Annotated in this window: 24 protein-coding genes; 3 read left to right on the top strand and 21 right to left on the bottom strand. The window is 32.6% G+C overall.

Going from position 1 to position 22,236, the window contains the following annotated elements:
- Positions 1-3: 3 nt before the first annotated feature.
- The 18 genes from LS72_RS10770 to LS72_RS03605 form a co-directional block, all read right to left on the bottom strand.
- A complete protein-coding gene (locus LS72_RS10770) occupies positions 4-177 on the bottom strand; it encodes a hypothetical protein (RefSeq protein ID WP_194145545.1) in 174 nt (57 codons plus the stop codon).
- A 142-nt stretch (positions 178-319) separates the two neighbouring features.
- Positions 320-748 (bottom strand): class I SAM-dependent methyltransferase, encoded by a 429-nt coding sequence (locus tag LS72_RS03680; RefSeq protein WP_138155050.1) that lies wholly within the window; start codon positions 746-748, stop codon positions 320-322.
- A 9-nt stretch (positions 749-757) separates the two neighbouring features.
- Complete coding sequence (locus tag LS72_RS03675) at positions 758-1,321, bottom strand: hypothetical protein (protein ID WP_084590213.1); 564 nt, start codon at positions 1,319-1,321, stop codon at positions 758-760.
- Positions 1,290-1,463 carry a formyl transferase gene (locus LS72_RS03670; protein ID WP_238700691.1) on the bottom strand — a complete coding sequence of 58 codons (174 nt, stop codon included), beginning with the start codon at positions 1,461-1,463 and terminating at the stop codon, positions 1,290-1,292. The genes LS72_RS03675 and LS72_RS03670 overlap by 32 nt, the downstream gene beginning before the upstream one ends.
- A gap of 77 nt (positions 1,464-1,540) precedes the next feature.
- Positions 1,541-1,699 carry a hypothetical protein gene (locus LS72_RS10765; protein WP_194145544.1) on the bottom strand — a complete coding sequence of 53 codons (159 nt, stop codon included), beginning with the start codon at positions 1,697-1,699 and terminating at the stop codon, positions 1,541-1,543.
- Positions 1,700-1,724: 25 nt separating this feature from the next.
- Positions 1,725-2,807: a sulfotransferase family protein gene (locus LS72_RS03665; RefSeq protein WP_034555507.1), complete on the bottom strand. Its 1,083-nt coding sequence runs from the start codon at positions 2,805-2,807 to the stop codon at positions 1,725-1,727.
- On the bottom strand, positions 2,804-3,070 hold the full coding sequence (locus tag LS72_RS03660) for a polysaccharide deacetylase WbmS family protein (RefSeq protein ID WP_138155048.1): 267 nt from the start codon (positions 3,068-3,070) through the stop codon (positions 2,804-2,806). The genes LS72_RS03665 and LS72_RS03660 overlap by 4 nt, the downstream gene beginning before the upstream one ends.
- 7 nt (positions 3,071-3,077) lie before the next feature.
- The gene (locus tag LS72_RS03655; RefSeq protein WP_138155045.1) at positions 3,078-3,515 is read right to left on the bottom strand and encodes a polysaccharide deacetylase WbmS family protein; all 438 of its coding nucleotides are present in this window, start codon (positions 3,513-3,515) and stop codon (positions 3,078-3,080) included.
- A gap of 164 nt (positions 3,516-3,679) precedes the next feature.
- Complete coding sequence (locus LS72_RS11350; protein WP_269149273.1) at positions 3,680-3,847, bottom strand: acyltransferase; 168 nt, start codon at positions 3,845-3,847, stop codon at positions 3,680-3,682.
- Between the two features lie 411 nt (positions 3,848-4,258).
- Complete coding sequence (locus LS72_RS03645) at positions 4,259-4,540, bottom strand: class I SAM-dependent methyltransferase (RefSeq protein WP_084590206.1); 282 nt, start codon at positions 4,538-4,540, stop codon at positions 4,259-4,261.
- Between the two features lie 150 nt (positions 4,541-4,690).
- Complete coding sequence (locus LS72_RS03640; protein ID WP_034555048.1) at positions 4,691-5,701, bottom strand: GNAT family N-acetyltransferase; 1,011 nt, start codon at positions 5,699-5,701, stop codon at positions 4,691-4,693.
- A 40-nt stretch (positions 5,702-5,741) separates the two neighbouring features.
- Complete coding sequence (locus LS72_RS03635) at positions 5,742-6,692, bottom strand: sulfotransferase family protein (protein ID WP_052087370.1); 951 nt, start codon at positions 6,690-6,692, stop codon at positions 5,742-5,744.
- Positions 6,679-7,260 carry an acyltransferase gene (locus LS72_RS03630; RefSeq protein ID WP_238700690.1) on the bottom strand — a complete coding sequence of 194 codons (582 nt, stop codon included), beginning with the start codon at positions 7,258-7,260 and terminating at the stop codon, positions 6,679-6,681. The genes LS72_RS03635 and LS72_RS03630 overlap by 14 nt, the downstream gene beginning before the upstream one ends.
- Before the next feature lie 31 nt (positions 7,261-7,291).
- On the bottom strand, positions 7,292-8,266 hold the full coding sequence (locus LS72_RS03625; RefSeq protein ID WP_034554142.1) for a class I SAM-dependent methyltransferase: 975 nt from the start codon (positions 8,264-8,266) through the stop codon (positions 7,292-7,294).
- Complete coding sequence (gene asnB / locus LS72_RS03620) at positions 8,259-10,280, bottom strand: asparagine synthase (glutamine-hydrolyzing) (RefSeq protein WP_034554144.1); 2,022 nt, start codon at positions 10,278-10,280, stop codon at positions 8,259-8,261. Before asnB ends, LS72_RS03625 begins: the two co-directional genes overlap by 8 nt.
- On the bottom strand, positions 10,280-11,458 hold the full coding sequence (locus LS72_RS03615; protein ID WP_034554146.1) for a DegT/DnrJ/EryC1/StrS family aminotransferase: 1,179 nt from the start codon (positions 11,456-11,458) through the stop codon (positions 10,280-10,282). Before LS72_RS03615 ends, asnB begins: the two co-directional genes overlap by 1 nt.
- A gap of 113 nt (positions 11,459-11,571) precedes the next feature.
- Positions 11,572-12,081, bottom strand: a complete 510-nt coding sequence (locus tag LS72_RS03610) for a hypothetical protein (protein WP_034554147.1) — start codon at positions 12,079-12,081, stop codon at positions 11,572-11,574.
- A 138-nt stretch (positions 12,082-12,219) separates the two neighbouring features.
- The gene (locus LS72_RS03605; RefSeq protein ID WP_034554148.1) at positions 12,220-13,050 is read right to left on the bottom strand and encodes a radical SAM/SPASM domain-containing protein; all 831 of its coding nucleotides are present in this window, start codon (positions 13,048-13,050) and stop codon (positions 12,220-12,222) included.
- A gap of 302 nt (positions 13,051-13,352) precedes the next feature.
- Between LS72_RS03605 and LS72_RS03600 the strand changes: the two genes are divergently transcribed.
- Entirely contained in the window at positions 13,353-13,889 is a 537-nt protein-coding gene (locus LS72_RS03600; RefSeq protein WP_034554150.1) for a superoxide dismutase family protein, read from the top strand.
- A 90-nt stretch (positions 13,890-13,979) separates the two neighbouring features.
- Here LS72_RS03600 and LS72_RS03595 read toward each other — a convergent pair whose 3' ends face one another.
- Positions 13,980-16,349 carry a glycosyltransferase family protein gene (locus LS72_RS03595; RefSeq protein ID WP_138155037.1) on the bottom strand — a complete coding sequence of 790 codons (2,370 nt, stop codon included), beginning with the start codon at positions 16,347-16,349 and terminating at the stop codon, positions 13,980-13,982.
- 196 nt (positions 16,350-16,545) lie between these two features.
- Between LS72_RS03595 and LS72_RS03590 the strand changes: the two genes are divergently transcribed.
- Complete coding sequence (locus LS72_RS03590; protein WP_034554151.1) at positions 16,546-18,096, top strand: flagellin B; 1,551 nt, start codon at positions 16,546-16,548, stop codon at positions 18,094-18,096.
- Positions 18,097-18,140: 44 nt separating this feature from the next.
- Positions 18,141-20,090 (top strand): motility associated factor glycosyltransferase family protein, encoded by a 1,950-nt coding sequence (locus tag LS72_RS03585; RefSeq protein WP_138155035.1) that lies wholly within the window; start codon positions 18,141-18,143, stop codon positions 20,088-20,090.
- An 8-nt stretch (positions 20,091-20,098) separates the two neighbouring features.
- Here LS72_RS03585 and LS72_RS03580 read toward each other — a convergent pair whose 3' ends face one another.
- Together LS72_RS03580 and LS72_RS03575 are read right to left on the bottom strand one after the other, a co-directional pair.
- Complete coding sequence (locus LS72_RS03580) at positions 20,099-21,022, bottom strand: Ppx/GppA phosphatase family protein (RefSeq protein WP_034555128.1); 924 nt, start codon at positions 21,020-21,022, stop codon at positions 20,099-20,101.
- On the bottom strand, positions 21,022-22,227 hold the full coding sequence (locus LS72_RS03575) for an ATP-binding protein (RefSeq protein WP_238700688.1): 1,206 nt from the start codon (positions 22,225-22,227) through the stop codon (positions 21,022-21,024). The genes LS72_RS03580 and LS72_RS03575 overlap by 1 nt, the downstream gene beginning before the upstream one ends.
- Positions 22,228-22,236: the final 9 nt, after the last annotated feature.

Below are 22,236 nucleotides of genomic sequence, written 5' to 3'. Positions count from 1 at the left end.
ATTTTACCTTTTTCTTGCAAGTATTTCATAAACTCCACATTCTCCTAAAAATAATCCTTTTAAGTCTGTATCTACACTATATCGACCATTTTCATAAATACAACATCCCTCACTACCAAAAGCTAATATCTCCGCACCACGAGTTTGCAAAAACTCTAAAACCTGCTCTAATGGCACAACTCTATCCCCATAGAAATGCTCATTTTGTGCATAACGGTATTCATTAACAAATGCACTAATGCCTAACTCTCTTGGGTTATAATCTAAAGTTTTATTAGGCTCATTAATGATTAAATTATAATACCAGCCCCTATCATTACTACATAAATATATTATCCCCCCCCCCCCGCAGAACTCTAAAAATCTCTTGCAAAGCCCTCTTCCAATCTATCATATAAATTACAGAATAGCAAAAAACAAAGTCAAAAATATTATCCCTAAAAGGCAAATCTTCAGCACTTGCCACTTGGAATAACACATTATCTACCAACAACTCTTTACCAATTCTTTGGGCTATTTGTATGCGTTTTTCTTGAATATCTATTCCATAAACTAATTTATTATGCTTTGCTAAAGCTAAACTCCATTGACCATATCCACAACCACAATCAAGCACCTTAGTATCTACTCCCACTAACGCAATTCTCTTTAACCTTTCACTATACTTTGCTAACCCACCACCATAACATCGCCTTATAAATCCTCTTTCCTTAGGAGGCATTCCTTGTATCCAAACATCCTTTAGCACAAAGCCTCCTTAACACAACCTATCTCGGATAGAATGTAGCAAAGTATGGGCTTTAATTCTCCCTCCCCCGCACTCATATTCGATTTCTTTAATCCTTATTTTTCCTTGACCACAAATAACAACTACACCCAAATCATTCCATAAGCAAACTTGCCCATTTTGAGTCAAATAATGCTCATTATCACTATAAAGTTCTGCCTCCCAAATAATTAACTTTTTATCTTTATAAAAACAAAAAGCTCCGGCGTAAGGATAATTGCTAGCATTAATTAAACGCAAAATAGATTCATTACTAGCACTCCAATCAATCCTTCCATCTTCTGGTTTTCTCGGATAACACCTTAAAATATCTTTAGGATTAGTCGATTGCTTTTGTAAAACATAGTCTTTATCTTGCTCTAAAAGCCGCAAAGCTTCCAAAAACATAGGTGAGGCTCTTTGTGTTATCCACTCCCAACATTCCGTTACTTTGGTATTGATATTAATAGGCAAATATTCTCTAACAATAATATCTCCGCTATCTAAACTGCCACCTTGCATCTTATGCACACATAAACCTATTTTTTTCTGCATTAATAATCGCCCAAGCTTGACAAGTATTTCCTCTATACCTTGGTAAGTCCCCTCCGTGAATATTTAATATTCCATAAGAAAATAAATCAATAATACAATCCTCCACAATAGAAGTATGATTAACACTAATAGCAATATCCATACTTTCTAAGTTTTTGATAAATGCTACTTTTTCTTGTGTAGAAATTCTTGGGGCATAAAGATAAAGGTAAGGGATATTTAATTTTTTGGGGCTAACTCTTCAAAATCTCTTGCAGTTTTCGTATGTTCTGGAGCTTCTTTTGAGGTGCTAATTAAACCTATTGTGTGTCCATTTTCTCTTAAAACATTGACTAATTCATACATTATTTCCGTTCTTCCTATGAGTGCCACTCTCATACACACTCCTTATAGGAAGAAGTAATTAATAGTCTATAAATGCCCCCCTCCCCGCTACTTCAAATGCGTCTTTAGCATTTACTCGACCATAATTTAAAGCACTATACTGCATAAATAATTCCTTATATTTTTTAGTTTGATAAAGTTTAATCCAAGATTCTAAGCGGACATCTTGTAATGCCCTCCAAGAATCTAAACTTAAAAATTCCACTTCATTAGATAATATCTCTTGAAGATATTCTAATTCCCCTAATGTAAGGGAATCGCTTTTATTGCTAATTTGTTGTTTAATTTCTCCTTTACTAAGATATTCAATGGTGCTTATAGAGCTTCCATTGGCTAAAAGCTCATTATAATAGCTTTTTGTGTTAATCTCTATTTTTTCACTTTCTAAAATACTATCATAGGCTATATTTAAATACTTAGCGACTTTTTGCATTGCTTTAGTCCGCGTTTGTTTATCTTTAAGTGAGGAAAAAATAATAGAATGCTTTTTTTCTCTCTCATAACTTGCTACCCACCAAGAAAAAACAGCTCTTAATGTTTCATCACTTAAAACTTGTTTCTTTAATAAAAAATTATGAGGACTTTTTTGTCCATAAACATACATTACAAGCATATTCTTCTTAGAAGCTATCATATCAATAGGATTTCTAAGCGTGGTTAGTATTTTACAGTCATATTGTAAAAATATCTGGCTACTAAGCATATAAGAATGATCATCGTGTAAGCAATAATAATGTGCTTTAGCTGGAAATTCTAAATCTAAGACATTATGAATAGTCTTAATAGCACTTTCCAAAGGAGTATCACCTAAGACAAAATTCTTAGTATCTAACTTGTGGGGAAATAATTTTGCTAAAGTTTCTGAAGATATATTTGGCCACGACCCTTTTTTATTAACAATGGTCGTTTTATGCATCAAGGTATTAAAAAAGGTTTCCTTATCCATATCCATTGTTGTGGTATTTAAAGGAAATCCAAAAGGTTTTGAGCAAACAAATTGGATTCTAAAAGGAGCAAAATAAATCTCCTTATGCCCAAAAAGCAACTGATAAAGCAAAGAAGTTCCCGTGCGAGACATAGAATCAATAAAAAGATATTTCACCCTAGTAACCTCTCTAAAACACTCTTAGCACCATTTAAGGAATGCCCACATTTTTCTCTTAACTTTTGAGTATCCTTCATAAAAGGTTTAGCATTTTCATATTGTTCTAAAGATGCAGTATTTAAAAAAATATGAATAGGGTGGAATCCAAACATAAAATAGTCATCTCCCCTGATACTACAAATATCAATTTTATCTTCATACATACAAGCTATATCATCTGCCCAATGGTAGGGACATCTAATAAGCTTATCCCAATTCACAAAAGGCTCAATTAATCCCCCCCCCCCCCGCTACTATTGGGATACAAAGATTGCAATCGTGCGTTATTCCCATAACCTTTGCTTCCATTAAGATTCTACTAGAAACTCCCAAAGAATGACTACGCATAACCTTAGCCTCTGGAACAATGTTTAAATAATATTCAAGCACTTTAGCATAATGATTCCCATAACAAAAATTTCCCTCCAATAAAGGATTAAAATTAGGGTGTATGCCAAGTTCAAAATATGGATTTTCTCTTATTCTATCAAGCAATGGGGTTTGATGAGTAGCAAACCAAGTTACCCTGACATTAGCCTGCTCTAAAATATCAATGCAATATTCTAGCACCGCATCACTTGCCCAATCAATATCAAAAGTTAAAAAAGGTTTTAAAAAAGAATGAGGTATAGAGGGATTAATCTCACTTACTAATCCAAAATCCATAAACTTAATTCTCTCCCTATAAAACATTACGCTTTAGCATTATATCAAGATTTTCTTAATAAAAATATCAAGCTTAAGCCTTAATTTCCTAGAATTAATTGAATATCTTTAATCTTACAACAAAGAAGATTTTTAGACAATGATACCTTAAAAACCCTTTCTCACTACCTTTTTAATTCTCTAAGTTTTCTTATAGGCACTCCTGCATAAACACTATAAGGTTCTGTATCTTTATTTACTAATGCACCAGCTCCTATAATACTACCCTCTGCAATCCTAACACCACCTAAAATTATAGCGTTTGCGCCAACCCAAACATCTGATTCTAAAATTACTGGCTTAGAAAAAATGCAATTTTTAACACTCTTTAAATCCTTTAAAATACTATTATTAGGATTTGAATCTGCAATTATAGTTATATTTGTTGCAAGTGCACATCTATCACCTATAACAACTATTGGTAAATAAACTTAAAAAACGAGCCATTTCCTGTGCAAAAAAACGCAATATTCATAAAATTTCCTACTTCAATACTAATATTGTCTATTCAAATAAAGGATAATCGTGCAATAAAACAACTTTTTTAGAAAAATATTTTCTACAAATTTCAAAATAATAACAAGGGTTAGCATAATACAAATTTTCACCTCTAAATCTACCCTATCTGTAAGCATGTTAAAGCTAAAACCTTTGTAGGATTTCTCATTCATATTATGAAGAACCGCTAAAATATAATCTCTCCATTATAATTCTTGCTCATCAAAAATCATATTAAAAATTCCAGAAGTTATGGAATAATCTGCATAATGCGTAATGAGACTGCTATTTTCCAAAAAAATTTCGCAATCTTTTTCTTGATTATTATTCAATATAAATTCATTGGCTGCTTCTATCATCTCTTCAGATATATCATAACCAAAATATTTACTTAAACATATATTATTCATCTTGATAAACTCATACAAAGCACCATATCCACAACCTAAGTCATTAATAGACACCCCTTCCCCGCAGCCTATCTTCATAAAGTAAAACCTGCAAAAGTTTTGAAAAACGCAAATTTTGCGAATCCTTACACTTCTAACCCACACTCTTACTATCAATGCCATATATTTTAAGTGCATTACTATACCAGTTTTTTACTCTCTCTAATTCTATACTTTTCTCCTAAATATTTAATAAGGTAATACATAAAAATAAGGATATTCCGCTAATAATTCATCTTTAGAAGAATTTAAAATATCTTTATTATTCAATAATGTATAATAATAAATCCTATCACAAGCACCAAACTTTGATTTAAATTTATATACTCCATCTTGTAATGCCCAATTGCCACCAAAATTCCACCATTTATATCCCCCATCATACGCTTCATTCATTGCTCTAAAAATAATTAGAGGCAATGCTTGTAATGTGCGATATTCACTAAGTAAAGCAGGCGTATAATATTCTACTGCATTGCCGTAATAAAAGCATAAAAGTGCAGCAATAGCCCTTCCTTGAAATTCCGCCACATAAAGTTCATACTCTTTGTCATTACAGCACTTTAAAAGGCTGCTAAAAAACTCTTTTGGCTTAGGGATACCATTAATGCTTACCATATTGTTAAAATGTGTTTGATAAAGAAATTCAAAATCCTGCTTTAACTTAACAATAACTCCACTTCTAAGGGCTTTGGCTATATTCCTTCTAGCACTTGCAGCAAAACTTTTTAACAACTCCTGCTCTGGCAATAAAAGGGTTATTTGTCCAATCCTACTATCAATAAAATCATGCAATAAGGGGGTATAGCATATCTGAGCATCTTTAGTGTGAGTTTGCAAGATTAAGTCTTCTAAAGGATTGGTGATATAAGTAGAACTTGCAAAATCTCTTGAATACTCCTTATAAGCTTCTAAAAGCCTATTTCTTACCTCATCATTATCCGCTAAGATTCCACCATTACTCCCAAAAAATGGTAAAGAATTCAAAACTTCACCATATTTACCCTCTCTTAGCATCAAGGGCAAAATCCCACAAATCCTATCTTGATTAATTGCCACTAAATAATGAGATTTACACTCTAAAACATCCTCCGATAGTCTCTTAAAGGATAGAGAATAATACATCATAGCACAATCACAACGATTCAAAAAGTCATTATATTTTGAAGTAAATGTAGCATTTAAGAGGCTAATTTGCATATTAGCCCCCTATTTTTACAAGCTAATAGAGTGTATGTATCTACACCTCTATTTGCCCCCTCCCCGCAGGTGTGGAGATTGGATTTAACCAATCACTCACATTAAAATCAACAAGTTTTGCCAAAAGTTTAATATCTTCACCAAAAACTTCTTGGAGTAATTCCACACAATCTTGGGGAATACTCTCTTTTGTATCTTTAATATTATTTTTTAATTGCACAAATCTCTCTCTTTGTGCTTCATTTTCAAGCATCACTTCTTCTTTACGGATAGAATTCATTAGCTGCATAAAGTTTGTATCCCCAAAATATGCTCTAAGCTCTTTTTGTAATTTCACATCAACCACACTTAAACTCGTATGATTGGGAGCATAAGAGGGAACAAAACCCTTATTCTTTAATCCTAAAAACTCATAAACTTGAGTTAAAGGAGCAAGATTAGCATTGGATAAAACTTCAGATTTGATACATAAAATTTGTTCTTTTGGGAAAAATTCTAAAAATTCCTTGAGTTGTTTAGCATAAAATCCTCTTCCTGTATAATCATAAGGAGCAATTTCTCTCCAAATGCCTTGAGTATTCTTTATCCTTGTCTTTTCATTAATAAGAGCCTCTTTAAAACTCATAGTTTCTAAGCCCTGCAAAGCAGTGAAGCGATAATTTGCCCACGCTCTTTGTATCGGGTTTCTTAACATAAAAACAAATTTCATCTTGGGAAAATCTTTAGCAATTCTTTGTGCTACTTCTCTACCACCATAGAGATAAGAAGAAGAACGTTCGCCTATTGCGATTTTATCCTCTGTCACATCACTAAAATAATAATCTAAATACCATTTTATCCCCTTAACATATTCCCAACTTTTATAATAATAATGGGGTTCTGGGATCCTCTGTTTTGGTAAATAAACTTCGGGATGTTGAATGAGGAGTTCATAAAGAAAGCTCGTTCCACTAGCTGAAGAACCCCCGATAATAAAATTAGGCACTTTCATAAAATCCCCCTAAGCTACAAGAGGGGAACAAATAAATAATACTAGATTGGCCCCCCCCCCCGCTAAACTCTTCTTTAAAATTTCTGCATTCCATATTTTTAGATTCTCCTATCTTTTTTGCTGGGATCCCAGCAACTTTTGTATAAGGTGGAACATCACAATTTACAAAACTGCACGCCCCAACAACTGCTCCTTTAGAGATTCTGACACCCTGTGTTATTACAACATTTGGACCTATATAGCAATGATCTTCAATGACAACAAGATCATATTCATAAGATTTTTCTCCCCCACTAAAAGCCCATTTCACACTATTATGCGTATAAATATGTACTCCAGCAGAAATAGAACAAAAACTTCCAATCTCTAATCCTCCACTCCCATCTAAGATGCAAAAAGGTCCCACAAAGGTATTCTTTCCCACTTTTACATCTCCAAAAATATATACATTATCATAACAGCTACTTCCCTCTCCCCAACCTAAATTTCTAGCCTTTGTTATTCTATCATTAAAATACTCACTCACAGGCAAAACACGATTATAAGCAACTTTTTTCTGATATCGCAAAAAAGAAAAAATTCTTAAAATCTTTTTTAATCTAGTATTTCGCAAATCTTGCTCCAAAACAAGCCTCCTCGACGTGAAAATGCAATAATTCAAGATTATTCTCTACTCCCATTTGTTGAAACTCCTCTTGTGTATAACGTTTAGCATTACTTGGTGAATACCAATCAAAATTTGTTATTACCGAAGTATCCCAACCTAATTCCTCATTATAAAAACATTTTAAAAAATTCCAATAAATAAATCGCTGTATATCGTATTTCCCTCCTTTGATACCAAGTAATGGAATTGCTGGAGATTCAAACTCCACCTTCAATGCTTGTAATCTCTTCCCAAGCTCACTTAATTGCTCACTCATATCTCTTAATTCCTGATAAGAAAGTTCTTTACATTTAACTCTAAAATAATCATCCACTAACTCACGCGGCAAGGCTTTCTTGGCATAAACATAACAAGCAAAATGCCCCCCCCCCCGACTAGCATTAGATTCTTTTAATATTCGTGAAAGCTCACAAAAGGTTGCTTCGGGCTTTTGTGTATGCATAATAACTGCGTGACAACTTACATAATCAATCACCCCGTCTTTAAAAGGTGTATTAGCAATATCCCCTTTGATAAAATAAATATTAGGAATGCTTTTATATTTCTGTGCTGCGACACTAATGGCATCAGAAATATCCATTCCAATAATAAGCGTTTGTGGTGCTAAAGATGCAAACCATTCACAAAGATAACCCAATCCACAACCAGCATCAAAAACTATAGATTGTTGTTGCAAAAAAGATGCTAAATCTTGCTCATCCTTAAATCCATAAAGCTTTAGATACCATTGCTTTTGAAAATCCCATAAGACTTGCTGCTCCTTTTCTTTCACATCCTTATTGTAAGTTACCCACTTTTCACTAAAAACATCTGCAGTTTGCAATTGATTATATTCTTTAATCCCATCAAGCAAATTAACAAAGTTCCCATTAAAAACTACCTTGTCCCTAAAAATATCCTCAAGCATTATATTCTCCTAAATGAATTTGACACCATTCATTAAAATTCAATAAAGACCAAATAAGCAAACGATAATTCTGCTTTCCTTCTAAATGGTCATTAATTAAATTATAACAAGTTTTATAATCTAAATAATGGAATATTAAAGAATCCTTACAAAATAACTTCTGTTTAACAAAATCTATACTCTCTCCACTAAACCAACTTCCATCTGGGCTAGAGAAGCCTTTTTTTGCCCCTTCTACAACTTCTTTTGGTATAAACGCACTAGCCATTTTTCTAAAAATCATTTTATTATTTTTAGTTTGCAAAAAGCGATTTTGTCTTTTTTGCATTAAATTATTTTCATCTATCTTCTTTACATCCTCAAAATTTGACAATTTCAACGATAAAGGAATCTTTTGTGCAAAATCCACCAAATCATTATCCAAAAATGGAACTCTAACCTCTAAAGAATGTGCCATAGAGAGTTTATCTTCCACCATTAAAAGCCCGTGCAAAAAAGTCTTTGATTCAAAATATAAGGAATTATTAATATACTCTTCTTCGCAAGAGGGATTAACATTTGCTCCTTTTAAGATATTTTCAAAAATATCTCTTGTCCATACACTATTAACTTTATTAGCAATAGGAGCAAAAAGCTTTTTTAATTGACTATTAGGAACAAGTCTTTGCCAAAAAAGATAATATTCTTCAACATAATGTTTAAAATCTTTATTTTTTATCCCTCTATAATATCTCCAAGGATATCCCCCAAATAACTCATCTCCACCACAACCAGATAGCACAACACCCACAAACTTACTCGCTAATTTCGCTGCATAGAAATTTGGATAACTCTGCCCAACTCTAGGTTCTTCTAAATGATAAGTAAAATCCCTTAAACATCTCTCCATATCACCACTTTTTAATACCATCTCATAATGCTCTGTTTTAAACAAGTAAGAAAGGTATTCGCTAATCTCCCTTTCATCAAAGCCAAGTTCTATCCCTCTTGCAGAGGTTAAATCAAAACCAATAGAAAAAGTATTTAAATAAGGTAAAAACCTTGAAGCAACTCCACAAATACTACTGCTATCAATACCTCCACTTAAATAACCCCCAACTAAGACATCGGCTTGTAACTGCCTTTTAATAGCCGAAATAAATAGTCGCTCTAGCTCAACAATATACTCTCTCTCATCCTTTAAATTCCAACAACTCTCAAAACAAAAATCCCAATAACATTTTTTTATCAAAGTTTTTGATCGCAAATCAATCTCTAAATAATGTCCTGCTTCAAGTAATTTAATATCCGTAAAAAAAGTTTTATTAGTAAAAATATTTTGAAAAGTAAAATATTCCAAAAGTGCTTCACAATCTACTTGTGGATTACTCTCACAATAAGCTAAAATAGCCTTATTCTCACTAGCAAAGATTAAATTGTTTTCATTATCTAATTGATAATAAAGGGGTTTAATTCCATATCTATCACGTATTAAAAAAAACTTCTTAGCAAAATTATCATAAAGTGCTAAAGCAAACATTCCATTAAACTTATTAATACACTCAATCCCCCATTTGGCATAGGCATAAATAATAACTTCTGTATCACTTTGCGTATAAAATTGGTAACCCAATTGCTCTAACTCTGTGCGAATTTCTTTAAAATTATAAATTTCTCCATTATAACTCACCCAAAGATTTTTAGACAAATCACTCATTGGCTGATGCCCTGCAGGAGTCGTATCAATAATAGATAATCTACGATGCCCAAGAAAAATATCCCAATCGTGAGCATTAATCTCTTTAATACTCATAGCTTCCTGAATAGGAGGCAAAAGGGGAGAAAGAGTTTTAAACTTCTCATCACTAAAAGCCTGATAAAAAGAAATTTTTGAACTATGATGCAATCCTGTATGAAAAAATAAATAACCTGCATCATCTGGACCTCTGTGCTTAAGTAAATTAACCATTTTTACAAGATTATTGGTTTTAATAGTTTTGTGCTTTAAAGAAACCACTCCAACAACGCCACACATTAACCAAATACCTTTTTGAATGAATTTATTAAATAATCAAACTCACTCTCACTCATTTGTGGATACAATGGTAAAGATATAGAGAGCCTATCAGCCGCTAAAGAAGTCAAGTAATCATCTTCTTTAAAATAATATTTATCACAATAATATTTTAAGGTATGCACTGCGTGCGTACCTTGTCTTGTAGAAATCCCTAAAGATTCTAATTTTTGCATAAAAATATTTCTTTTTTTATTATATTTAGCAATCATTTCTAAGGTTAATCCCTCATAAGAAGGGGAAAAAAGAACTACATAACTTTGATAGCTGTGTTTAAAATTTTCTGGCGTTTGCGGCAAAAGCAATAAAGGAAAATCGGCTAAAGCTTCATTATACCATTGTGCGATTTTTCTTCTAGCTTGCATAATCTTTTGTGCTTTATTCATTTGTGTTACACCCAAAGCCCCCTGCATATCAGTAAGCCTATAATTGTAACCTAAGATATTAAAATTAGGAAGTAAAGAACCACCTTCTTGAAGATGTCTCTCTAAGTCTGATTTACTTGCTCCATGATCTCTTAAACATCTTACTTTTTCTGCAAGAGTTTGAATACCAGTAACTAGCATTCCTCCTTCACCTGTGCTAATTGCTTTTCTAGGATGAAAACTAAAACAACCACAATCACCAAAACTTCCGCCATGTTTCGTCCCAATCCAAGAATCAAAACCACAGGCACAATCTTCAATAACTTTTAGCTTGTATTCCTTAGCTAACTCCATAATTTTAGGCATATTTGCACATAATCCAAAAAGATGCACAGGCATTATAGCCTTGATATCATTGTTATTAACAACAATATCTTCAAGCTTTTGAATATCCAAATTAAAACTTCTTAAATCAATATCACAAAAAATTGGAGTAGCCCCAACATATTCGATAGCATTTGCAGAAGCTACATAAGTAAAAGAAGGGACTATTACCTTATCACCCCTTTTAATTCCCAATGCTATCAATCCCAAATGCAAAGCCGTAGTACAATTACTAGAAGCAACTGCATAAGGTATTTTTGTATAGGCAGAAAATTTTTCTTCAAATTCTTTCACAAAAGGACCTTGCACAACCCAACCGCTTTGCAAAGGCTTTATTATTATTTTCTCTTCTTCATCATCAAAGTAAGGCTTACTAATAGGGATCTTCATTTTTTCTCCATAAAATTTTATTAAAATTCCTTTTTTTGTAAAATCTTAACAGCAAGACTTTTGTCGCTCATCTTGCTTCAATATAGCGATTCTTAAAAGGATTTTGCACATCATCACACAAACATTTCATAGATAGGATTCTCTAAATTCATAAACACATTATACTCACTATACCAATCCTTTAAGTTTTTAGAAAACTCTAAACTATAAAATCCTGCGAAAAAACCATCATTTTGCAAATAACCCTTTTGTATAATATGATAAGCCATACCGCTACTTGAAATACTACCTATACATATAGACTTAAACTCACTTGAAGAAAATCCACCATTTAAAATAATATCTCTTAAAGATAAATATTGATTTTGTAAATCCACTACAAAAATCTTTCTATCAGAATCAACTAATATCCATTGATTACTCACAAAAACTTCATTTATTACATACCCACGATACCTATTGTTATAGCAATTTAATCCTATAATACGACACAGGATTTTAAGAAAATACAAAATTTTAAAAATACTCGTAGCAATAGAACCACACTCCATCAGTAGATTGCTAAAAACTAGTCTCTGCATCCACTCACTTAAGATACAATTATGGTCTGTATATCCATACATAAATATCCTCAATAGTACAACAAAAAGCTCAAGAATCTTTTCTTGATATACAATAACTTGGAATGAAAGAGAATTGCTATATTATTCATAAAAAAATACAAAACACTAATCATCAATCTACTTTATGTATTAATTTTATTAATTAAAAATTTTATGCACTATTTGCCCATTTTTCTTATTCCACACCTCACCACAAGTATGCCCACTCCACTGATCACAAGGGAAGCATTTTGAATCTGGGTATTCCTCTCGTATTTTTTTCATAACTTCACTATGCCACACTTCTTTAATACTAGCCTCATTCAAATTAATTTCTCTACAAGTTTCCCAAATATGATTACAACGACTAAAATACCCATCACTGCTTACAACAAAAGTATGCACTAATTTTGGGCAAAAATGACGCTTTTTGCCTCTCTCTTTTTGAGTTTTTCCAAACTCTCCACCAATAGTATGTTGCTTATACAATCTAATACTATCAAAACCGAGTAAAATTGAGCTACTAGCACATTCATCAAGATATTTATTGGTTGTCTTTTCAGTATCTACAAAAGAGATTTGAAAAGTCGTTTGACAATTTTTAGGCTTATTCTCTATTAGGGACAAAGCATTTTTATATCCAATGTCTGTATGAATACTAAAAGTTATAAATTCACATTGATAAAATATTTTACAATTTTCCTTACTCATAAAATGCCCGTTGGTAGATAAATGTATCTTTAAACCCTTGTCTATAGCATATTGTAAGAGTATAGAAAACTTCTTATGCAAACAGCTCTCCCCCCTCCAAAAAGGAAGAATAGTTGCTTTTGGGTTCTCTACAACAACTTCATCAATCAATTTTTTAAAAAGACCTTCCTCCATAAATCCATCTTTATCGCCTATATAATGTCTAGGACACATAAAACAAGCAAGATTACAAAGCGGAGTAAGCTCTAAAACAATACGAGAAGGAAAAGATTGAATCATATCTCGCCTAATATCTGTTGAAAATATTAAATAAATACTCTCTACAGTTCATAATAATTTTACTTCAAGAGTTTTAATTATACCATATAATTACAAAAAATAAGTCTCAACTAGTCTCTAAAATTCACCCCTTAGCTATAGCTAAAATTAATAACTTCTTTATTATTGTATATTTTAAGATATTACTAAATGTATCATTTTAAATTTCAATAGAGGAAATAAAACAAGATTTTCAGAAATAATTAATATATTTTTCTGTAAAGTTTCGGCTTTAAAATTATATGACTATAAGGAATTTATTAATGAAAAAAATGATTTTTATCTCTTTGGCAGCAACAACTTTACTCTTTGCAGAAAATACAGAAATGTTTAATCCAAAAGATTCTAAACATATTACTATCAAATTAGATATGCTCAATAAAAGTGAAAGTACACCAATAGGCGAAGTTGTAGCTGTGCAAACAAAATATGGTGTCGCATTCTATCCAAATCTAACAAATTTAGAACCTGGTTTGCATGGTTTCCATGTACATGAAAAACCAGATTGCGGAGCAACAGAAAAAGGCTTAGGCTTGAAAGCAGGAGGGCATTGGGATCCTAAAAAAACAGGAGGGCATTCGTTTCCTTGGGACGACAAAGGACACAAAGGAGACTTACCAGCACTCTATGTTGATAAAGATGGCAAAGCAACCAATCCTGTTTTATCACCAAAAATCAAGACACTCGAAGAATTAAAAAATCATGCTTTAATGGTGCATATTGGGGGAGATAACCATCATGACTACCCAGCTAAACTTGGTGGTGGTGGAGCAAGAATAGCTTGTGGAGTAATCCAATAACACCAGGGATTTGCTAAACAAATCCCCTACCTTTTATGGATATTCTAAACTCTACCCATAACTCTCAATAAAAAAGAAAATATTTTTATCTCATTTTAAAATATTCTGAAAATCTCTAGTGCTAAATATTTGCTGAACCCTATGCAGTTCTTGTAACTCTATAGCAATAGCTTTTGCAATCTTATTCCTAAGTTTAGAATTATCAATCAATGAGGATAAAAACTCTATATATTGGTGAGGGGTATAAGCAAAAGTTTGACGGAATACGCCTGCACTATTACCGCCATCTTCTTCAAAAATATCAGGATATTTAGGAAGAAATACCGCATAAAGATCATTATAAATTTCACTATCTTTATAATAAGGTAAAAGCCTAAAAATAGGTTTTTTGACGAATACCCACGCACCCCCAACAAGATCAAGAGACTTTTCCTTAACTTCTAAAGTTATATCCGTTAAAATTTCAACATTGCAATCATCTTCAACCTCTAAAATTTCACATTTTAACTTTGGGAGTTTTGATAATACTGATCGGTTTTTCTTATGGTAAAGTAATACTATATCATCTAAATCCAATAATTCCCTGAAATTTTTTAAATTCTCATCTATTGCATCCACATTTTTAATATAAGTTAAAACTTTAGTAGAATATTTTAAATCTACAAGCTCTTGAGGATATTTTTGCTCTTGAAATTTATCATAATATCCTCCTAAATCAAGGCATATCCACGCCTTTCCTTTTGCCATAAATTCACTTAAACTCTCTCCTTGTACCAATGGAAAAGTATCACAAAATATATCAATAATATACCCATAAATATGCGGATCTACAAAGCCGGGCATAAAAAATCTCTCACTAATACCTAATTTTTCTACTTTCTCTCTCATTACTGGGATATTCCCTGTGCCTGCTGCAATAAAAATAGTATTAGGATGCTCTTTCATCACTTCAGCGATACATTGCAAATATCTATCACTATCGACCTTTACAAGCCTTCCAATAACTCCAAGCACTATGGTATCTCTTGCAATAGGATATTTAGCTTTTTCTGCATCTATTGCCTCTTTGGTTCGTGGAGGATTATAAAACTTGTCTCTATCCATAGGCACAGCAATTAAATCAAATTTATAGGTTCCATCTAAAGCACAATGGGTCATTCTCTCATCAATACCCACTATATCATATCTACCATTACCATGACTCCAAAAAATTTGCTTAGGCGCACTTCTAGTAGCAAATAAAAAATCACTAGCGTCCATACCCACCGTAGAGATTAAAATATCAATCCCCTCATCAAGAATAGCTTGTCTTAAAAGCATAGCCCTTTGCAAATGGGAGTAATAATAAGTATATTCGCCAACAAGCTTAAAAGCAGGGGAGATTACGGGGATACCTATTTCACAAAAACTTTGCATAATGGATAAAGAATCTTGGCTTTTTTGGATATAAGACATAGAAAAAATAACGATCTCATATTTTCCCCTAAAAGCTTCATCTTGCATTAATGCCTTACATAAAGAATATTCCACCTTATAAGGAGAATTTTCTACAATTCTATCTTTTAAGATCCCAATGCGAATCTTTCTGCCCTTGCTATTATCGATTTTTTCTTTACATTGTGGCAAAGTTTTACCATATTCTACAAAATAAGGTTCAATAAGTTTTATAACCTCATCATTATATTGTTGCCAATCCTCTTGATTTTGTGCGGAATTTCCAAATTTATGGTAAATATAAAACTCCATATACATCGCTAAATCAAGATTCCCCATCTCTAAAAACTTTTTTAAAGTTCCTAACCAGCAAGGATAATTATCTACCCATTTAAGATTATTTAAATAATGTTTCACATTCCAAAAACAATGCATACTCCATAAAAACACACTTTTTTTATGCAAATCATCTAAACTCCAATAATACTCCCCTTCTAAGGCTTCTCTTTGTATTTTTAAAATCCAATCAATGGGAACTTCATAATAAAATAAAAAGCTTGTAACAAAAGGGTCTAGTTCTATCATATAGTTTTCACGAATACTTAAATAAATAATATTAGAAAAAAAGCTCTCTATGGCTTTCTCCCTTTGTCCATTAAGCAAATAAGCAACACTTAAAAAATCTATAAATAAAAGCCGCTCATAATCTGATAAGCTCGTATCCCTTATATAAGTGATACACATTTGTATATATTTATCAAATCTCTCATCCCTTAGAGCCTCATCAAAGATTCCATAAGCCCATAATAAATCTCTCTCTAAAACATCACCTTTTAATAAAACTATTTCTAAAGCTTTATTCCGCAAAAGAGTAATAATTTCCGTTTTTTTTGCCACATCTAATGTTTTTTGCCATTCTTGCCCAAATGCACGAATAAGCATTGAGATTTCTTTTAACTCTTGTTTGTTCGTTGCTACCTCTAAGCGAGTGAGAATTTCTTGTGTTTGCATTGATAATCTTGCCATTTTTGTATTTTTAGTAAAAATTGAGATATTGTAACAAAACTTTAATAATGCTTCCTTTAATTCTTAATTTCTTAAAACTTCTTCTTGTCAACTCTCATAATTATCCCACCAATAGCTTAAAAATAGAAATAAAATAAAAAATGGAATGGCTATTGCTTATTATGTCTTTGAAAAATATTTTTGCAAAGGATGCACAATGAGTTTTAGGATAAATACAAATGTTAATGCACTCAATGCACATACATCTGGTATTGTTAATAACAGAAATATGTCAGAAGCACTTGAAAAATTAAGCACCGGTTTAAGAATCAATAAAGCAGCCGATGATGCTTCAGGTATGGCAATTGCTGATAGCTTACGTTCTCAAGCATCAGCATTAGGACAGGCAACAAGAAATGCTAATGATGCCATTGGTATGATTCAAACTGCCGATAAGGCTATGGATGAGCAAATCAAGATTCTAGATACCATTAAAGCCAAAGCTACACAAGCAGCTCAAGATGGTCAAACCACCACTACAAGAAACGCTCTTCAAAGTGATATTTTACGTCTGTTAGAAGAATTAGACAATATCGCAAATACTACAAGCTTCAATGGTCAGCAAATGCTCTCTGGTGCTTTTACTAATAAAGAATTCCAAATTGGGGCGTATTCTAATACAACCGTCAAAGCTTCTATTCAACCAACACAATCCCACAAAATAGGGCATGTTCGCTATGAAACAGCAGCGGAAATGTCTGTAAGTGCGGGTGCGGGCAGCCTTAATGAAGTTACATTAAAATTCCTCAATACTGATGGAACTAATAATTACTCTATAGAATCTATAAAGATTTCTACAAGTGCTGGAACAGGTATTGGGGCTTTAGCAGAAGCTATCAATAAAAACTCGGATGTTTTAGGCGTTAGGGCTTCCCATAAAGTTATAGGACAAGGAGCACAAGCTATTGGTTCAGGGACTATTAGAGGATTAGTGATTAATGGAGTTGCCATTGGGGATATTAATGATGTTCAAAAAAATGATAATGATGGAAGGTTAATTAATGCCATTAACGCCCAAAAAGAAAGAACAGGCGTTCAAGCCTCTTTAAGCATCTCTGGAGCTTTACAACTTACAAGTAGAGATGGTAGAGCCATTTCTATGCGAGCAACAAGTGGTTCTTCCATCATTGGTGGAGGCTCATTTGCCGGTATTTCAGGGACAACTCACGCTATCGTTGGTCGTTTAACGCTTATTCGTTTAAACGCTAGAGATATTCTAGTCTCTGGAACAAATTTCTCCCAAGTAGGTCTTCACTCTGGTGCAGCAAATATTCAACAAAATTCAGGATTAGCCCAATATACGGTTAATCTAAGAAGCGTTAATGGGGAATTTAATGCCAATGTCGCTTCGGCTATTGGAGCTAATGCTAATACCTCTATGGGGGTAGTCAATGCTAATGGGATTGGAGCAGGAGTTACAAGCTTAGTAGGAGCAATGGCGGTTATGGATATGGCACAATCTGCACAAGAACATTTAGACAAAATTCGTGCGGATTTAGGTTCAGTGCAACAACAACTTGTCGTAACTATTAATAACATCACCGTAACGCAAGTTAATGTTAAAGCAGCAGAATCTCAAATCCGTGATACAGACTTTGCAGAAGAATCATCGAATTTCTCAAAAACAAATATCCTAGCACAATCAGGAAATTTCGCGATGGCACAGGCTAACCAAGTACAACAAAATGTTCTTAGACTCTTACAATAACTCCTAAGCTCTTTTGAGCTTAGACGCCCTACCCAAGGATTCCTATGACTAAATATCTCAACCCAAGATTTGAAAAAAACCTTAAAGCTCTTTATCAAAAAAATCCACTCCTAGCAGCCCAGCTTGAAATCTTAGAACCCAATAAAAAATATGAGGTTTATATCGGTAAAGACCCCCTTAATATTAATATTTATGATAAAGAAAATAAAATTGCTCTTTTTCATAAAGAACCTTTGGTAGAAACACAAGAAAAAATACAAGAGTTTGAACCCTTTAAACTTTATCCTTTTTTGTATTTTTTTGGTATTGGAAATGGAATCTTTTTTAAACTTTTACTCCACGAGAAAAATATTCAAAAAATTTTTATTTTTGAACCGGAATTAGAAATGCTTTATATCGCACTAAATTTTGCAGATTTTGAAGAAGAAATCTTAAGTGAAAAATTAATGATTTTTTGGACAAAAACAAGCAATTTTGGAGTTTTAGACCAATATCTAGTAAAAGATGGGCAATGGATTTATTCTAAGATTTATAACTTACATATTTTTAATAGCTATTATGGCAGATATTCTCAAGAATGCCTTGATATTAACGCTATTATCACAAGAAGTTTTGAACATCATGTGATTTCTGTAGGGAATGATTCAACAGATGCACTTATTGGATTAAACCACCATATTTTAAATCTTCCAGAGCTTATTACCACACCCTCTTTTAGAGAGCTACTTGATAATATCAAAAATACTAATACCGCAATAATTGTTTCAACAGGACCTTCACTCCATAAACAATTACCCCTTTTAAAAGAATATGCCCCTTATATCACTATTATAAGTGTGGATGCCTCTTATCCGATTTTAACCAAATATGGCATTAAACCCGATGTTGTAACAACCCTAGAAAGAGTAGAGCTAACTGCGGATTTTTATCGTAAAACACCGCCACAATCCCAAAAAGATATTATTTTTGCCATTACAAGTATTGTTGATAGTGCCACTACCAATGCCATTACACAGGGTATCAAAACTTATAGTATGCGTCCCTTTGGTTATACCCGTTTCTTTGATTTAAAAGAATATGGTTATGCAGGGATTGGTATGAGTGCGGCAAATATGGCTTATGAAATTGTTGTATTAGCACGATTTGAACGATGTATCTTTATAGGGCAAGATTTATCATTTTCACCCGAGGGAAAAACACATTCTAAAAACTCTCTCTTTGGTGAAAAAGAGGAGCAATACCAACAAAAAGAAAATATTTCAGAAAAACTCCTTATTCCAGCTTATGGAGGAGATGGATATGTAGAAACCACTCCTGTGTGGAAAATGTTTTTAAACTTTTTTGAAAAAGATATTGCAGAAACCCCCTATGAATTAGAGATTATCAACGCAACAGAAGGTGGAGCTAGAATCCAAGGAACTAAAGAAATACCCTTTAAAGAAGCCTTAAAACTACTTCCTAAAAATAAGAAAAAAAGAATTTCTTTAAAACCCCCAACAAAAGAACAGATCAAAGCTAACGAGAAACTTATTAAAGCTAAAATTAAAGATTTTTTAGATTATGGCTATAAAAAGAAAAAAGTTGTTGAAAAGATCTTTTTAAAAGTGATGCAAATGACAGAAGAATTAGAGCAATTAAATAAAAAAAATAAATTAGAAAAAATCAATTTTAAAAAAATGGATAAGTTATTGGAAGAAATTGATGATATAAAAAATCTCTTTTTAGAGGATAAATTTATTAAAATATTTTCTGATGCGGTGCAATCTTACATTGTGCATCAAGAATTAGAATTTGCAAAAATCGCTACGCGTCCAATGAGAACTGCTATTGATAGGCAAGTTAAACAAATTGATTGGCTCTATGCACATAAATTTTGGCTTTTCTCACTTGCAGGAGGAATGGACGCCACCTTAGAAATTACTAAAAAATCCGCTAAAACTTGGATGAAACTTCCTGCAAAATATCAAGATTTAAAACAAGATTTCACTACTTAAGGGGTGGATTAAATCTTACCATATACTCTAGCCATCACAGCACCTTCCCTTAAACCCTCATCTATTACTAAGACTTCCTTAGACCCTAAAACTTCCATAAAAGATAAGAATAACAAAATCCCAAAAGGCACAACATCAGCCTTAAAAATTCCCCACAAAGTTTCCCTCTCCTCTTGGCAAAGCAACAAAAACTTCTGTAATTGCTCCTCAAAATCACTCCTTTGAAGTTCCATCCCAAAAATCTTTTTACTATCATAAACCTTTAACCCAAGCTTCATTGCACACACACTCGTAGGTGTCCCGCTATTAGCCACTAAAAATTTAGCCACTCTGCCCTCTTTAGCGTTTTGTTGCATAAAATCCCTAATAGGGCTTATAATCTCCTCTTTATGGGCTAAAAGATTTTCTATGCTCCCATACCGCTCTTTAACACTTACAATCCCAACAGCAAAACTCTTAGCAAAGATTCCCTGTGGGGTGCAAAAAATAAATTCACTGCTTGCCCCACCCATATCAATAAGTAAAAAACATTCTTGTTGGTATTTCAAAGATTTTTGTGATAATGCTAAAACCGCTCTTTGTGGTGCTAAAGAAGTAATAAAAGATTCCTCCTCCCCAGAAATAACCTGAAAGCTAATCGCAGTCGCTTCTTTAATAGAGCGTAAAATAAAATCTCTATTTTTAGCCTCCCTTAATGCTTGCGTGCTAAGGGCTATGACCTCATCATTTGGAGTAATATTTAAAACTTCCTTAGCCTTTTTTAGGGCTTTAATAATCCGCCCTAACGCCGCTTCCCCTATGACTTTATTCTCTTCTAAACCCTCTGCAGTGCGTATAGTCTCCTCATATTCCCCTAATACCTCAAAATCTTTATTCATCCGCACACACCGCAAAGAATTGCTCCCCAAATCTATCCCTATATATTCTTTCATTAGTTTAACTTCGGCATTAAAAAATAAAAAACATGTTGATTTTCTTGGTATTCATACATAAATTGCATATTATGCAATTCTAAAATCCTACTAACAATACTAAGCCCAAGTCCATAACCTGCTATTAATTCGTGCTTTTTATCCCTATAAAAAGGTTCAAAATACTCTTGTATATCCCTTTGCAATCTCTGCCCTTGATTGCTAACTGCTAGAATAAATCCTCTCTCACTCTCTTTAGCAATAACCCTAATCTTACCGCCACTTTTATATTTTTTCGCGTTTTCAACAAGATTTTTCAAAGCAATGGCTAAAAAATCTAAATCTCCATAAATTTTAAAGTTTGTAGAGATTTCTAAATCCAAATCTTCTTCTTGCAAAAATGAAGCTTCTAAGACTCTCAAGATTAAAGTTTCTACAAAAAAATCTTTTTTATCTAATAAATCCTCTCCCTCTTGAACCTTCTCAAAAGTGAGTATTTGGCTAACAAGCGCATCAAGATTCCTAATGCACTTAATAACGATGGATTTTTGCGGATTTTGTGGCATTAATTCTAGGGCTAATTTTGCTTTGGATAGAGGTGTTTTTAACTCGTGCCCAATATTACGCAAAACAAATTCCCTTGTAATAATAAGCTTTGAAATCTTTATAGTCATAGTATTAAAACTTTTTGCTAAAAGTGCTAATTGTGGTTCTTTGGGAATGGGGACTTTAATATTATAATTCCCTTTTGTAAATTCCTCTAAAGAGAATCGCAAGATCTTCATAGGATGTAAAATAGCTAAAATTATCGCAAAAGTTAAAACCAAAACGAAAAAATCTAACAATATCCATAAATTCGCATCACTACCAATAAATTCTTTAGAAAAATTTTTCTGTGCGATATAGGTATTCCCTGAATATTCCAACATAAAACCATAATTTTTTTGATATCTAAAAATCTTGATTAAAGTTAAATTATTACCATAACCATAAACAATATGTGCATCAGCTTCCATATTTTCTATTCTTGAAAACCCATAATATTTTACAAAGGATTCTACAAGTGTTGTATTGCCATTAATAAATTCAATCATTGATTGCTGGGCTAAAAAGGCAACTTGAGAAATAATGCTTTCCTCATTTTGCCTTAAACTTGCTAAACTAGAATAATAAGCAATCATAGCGTTTAAAATCATAGAAATGCAAAATAAACTATAAATTTGCACAAATAAAGA

The sequence above is a fragment of the Helicobacter apodemus genome (assembly GCF_000765745.2).
Lineage (GTDB): Bacteria > Campylobacterota > Campylobacteria > Campylobacterales > Helicobacteraceae > Helicobacter_D > Helicobacter_D apodemus.
The sequence above is the reverse complement of the archived record's forward strand: the minus strand, read 5'-3'. Positions and strand labels throughout refer to the sequence as shown.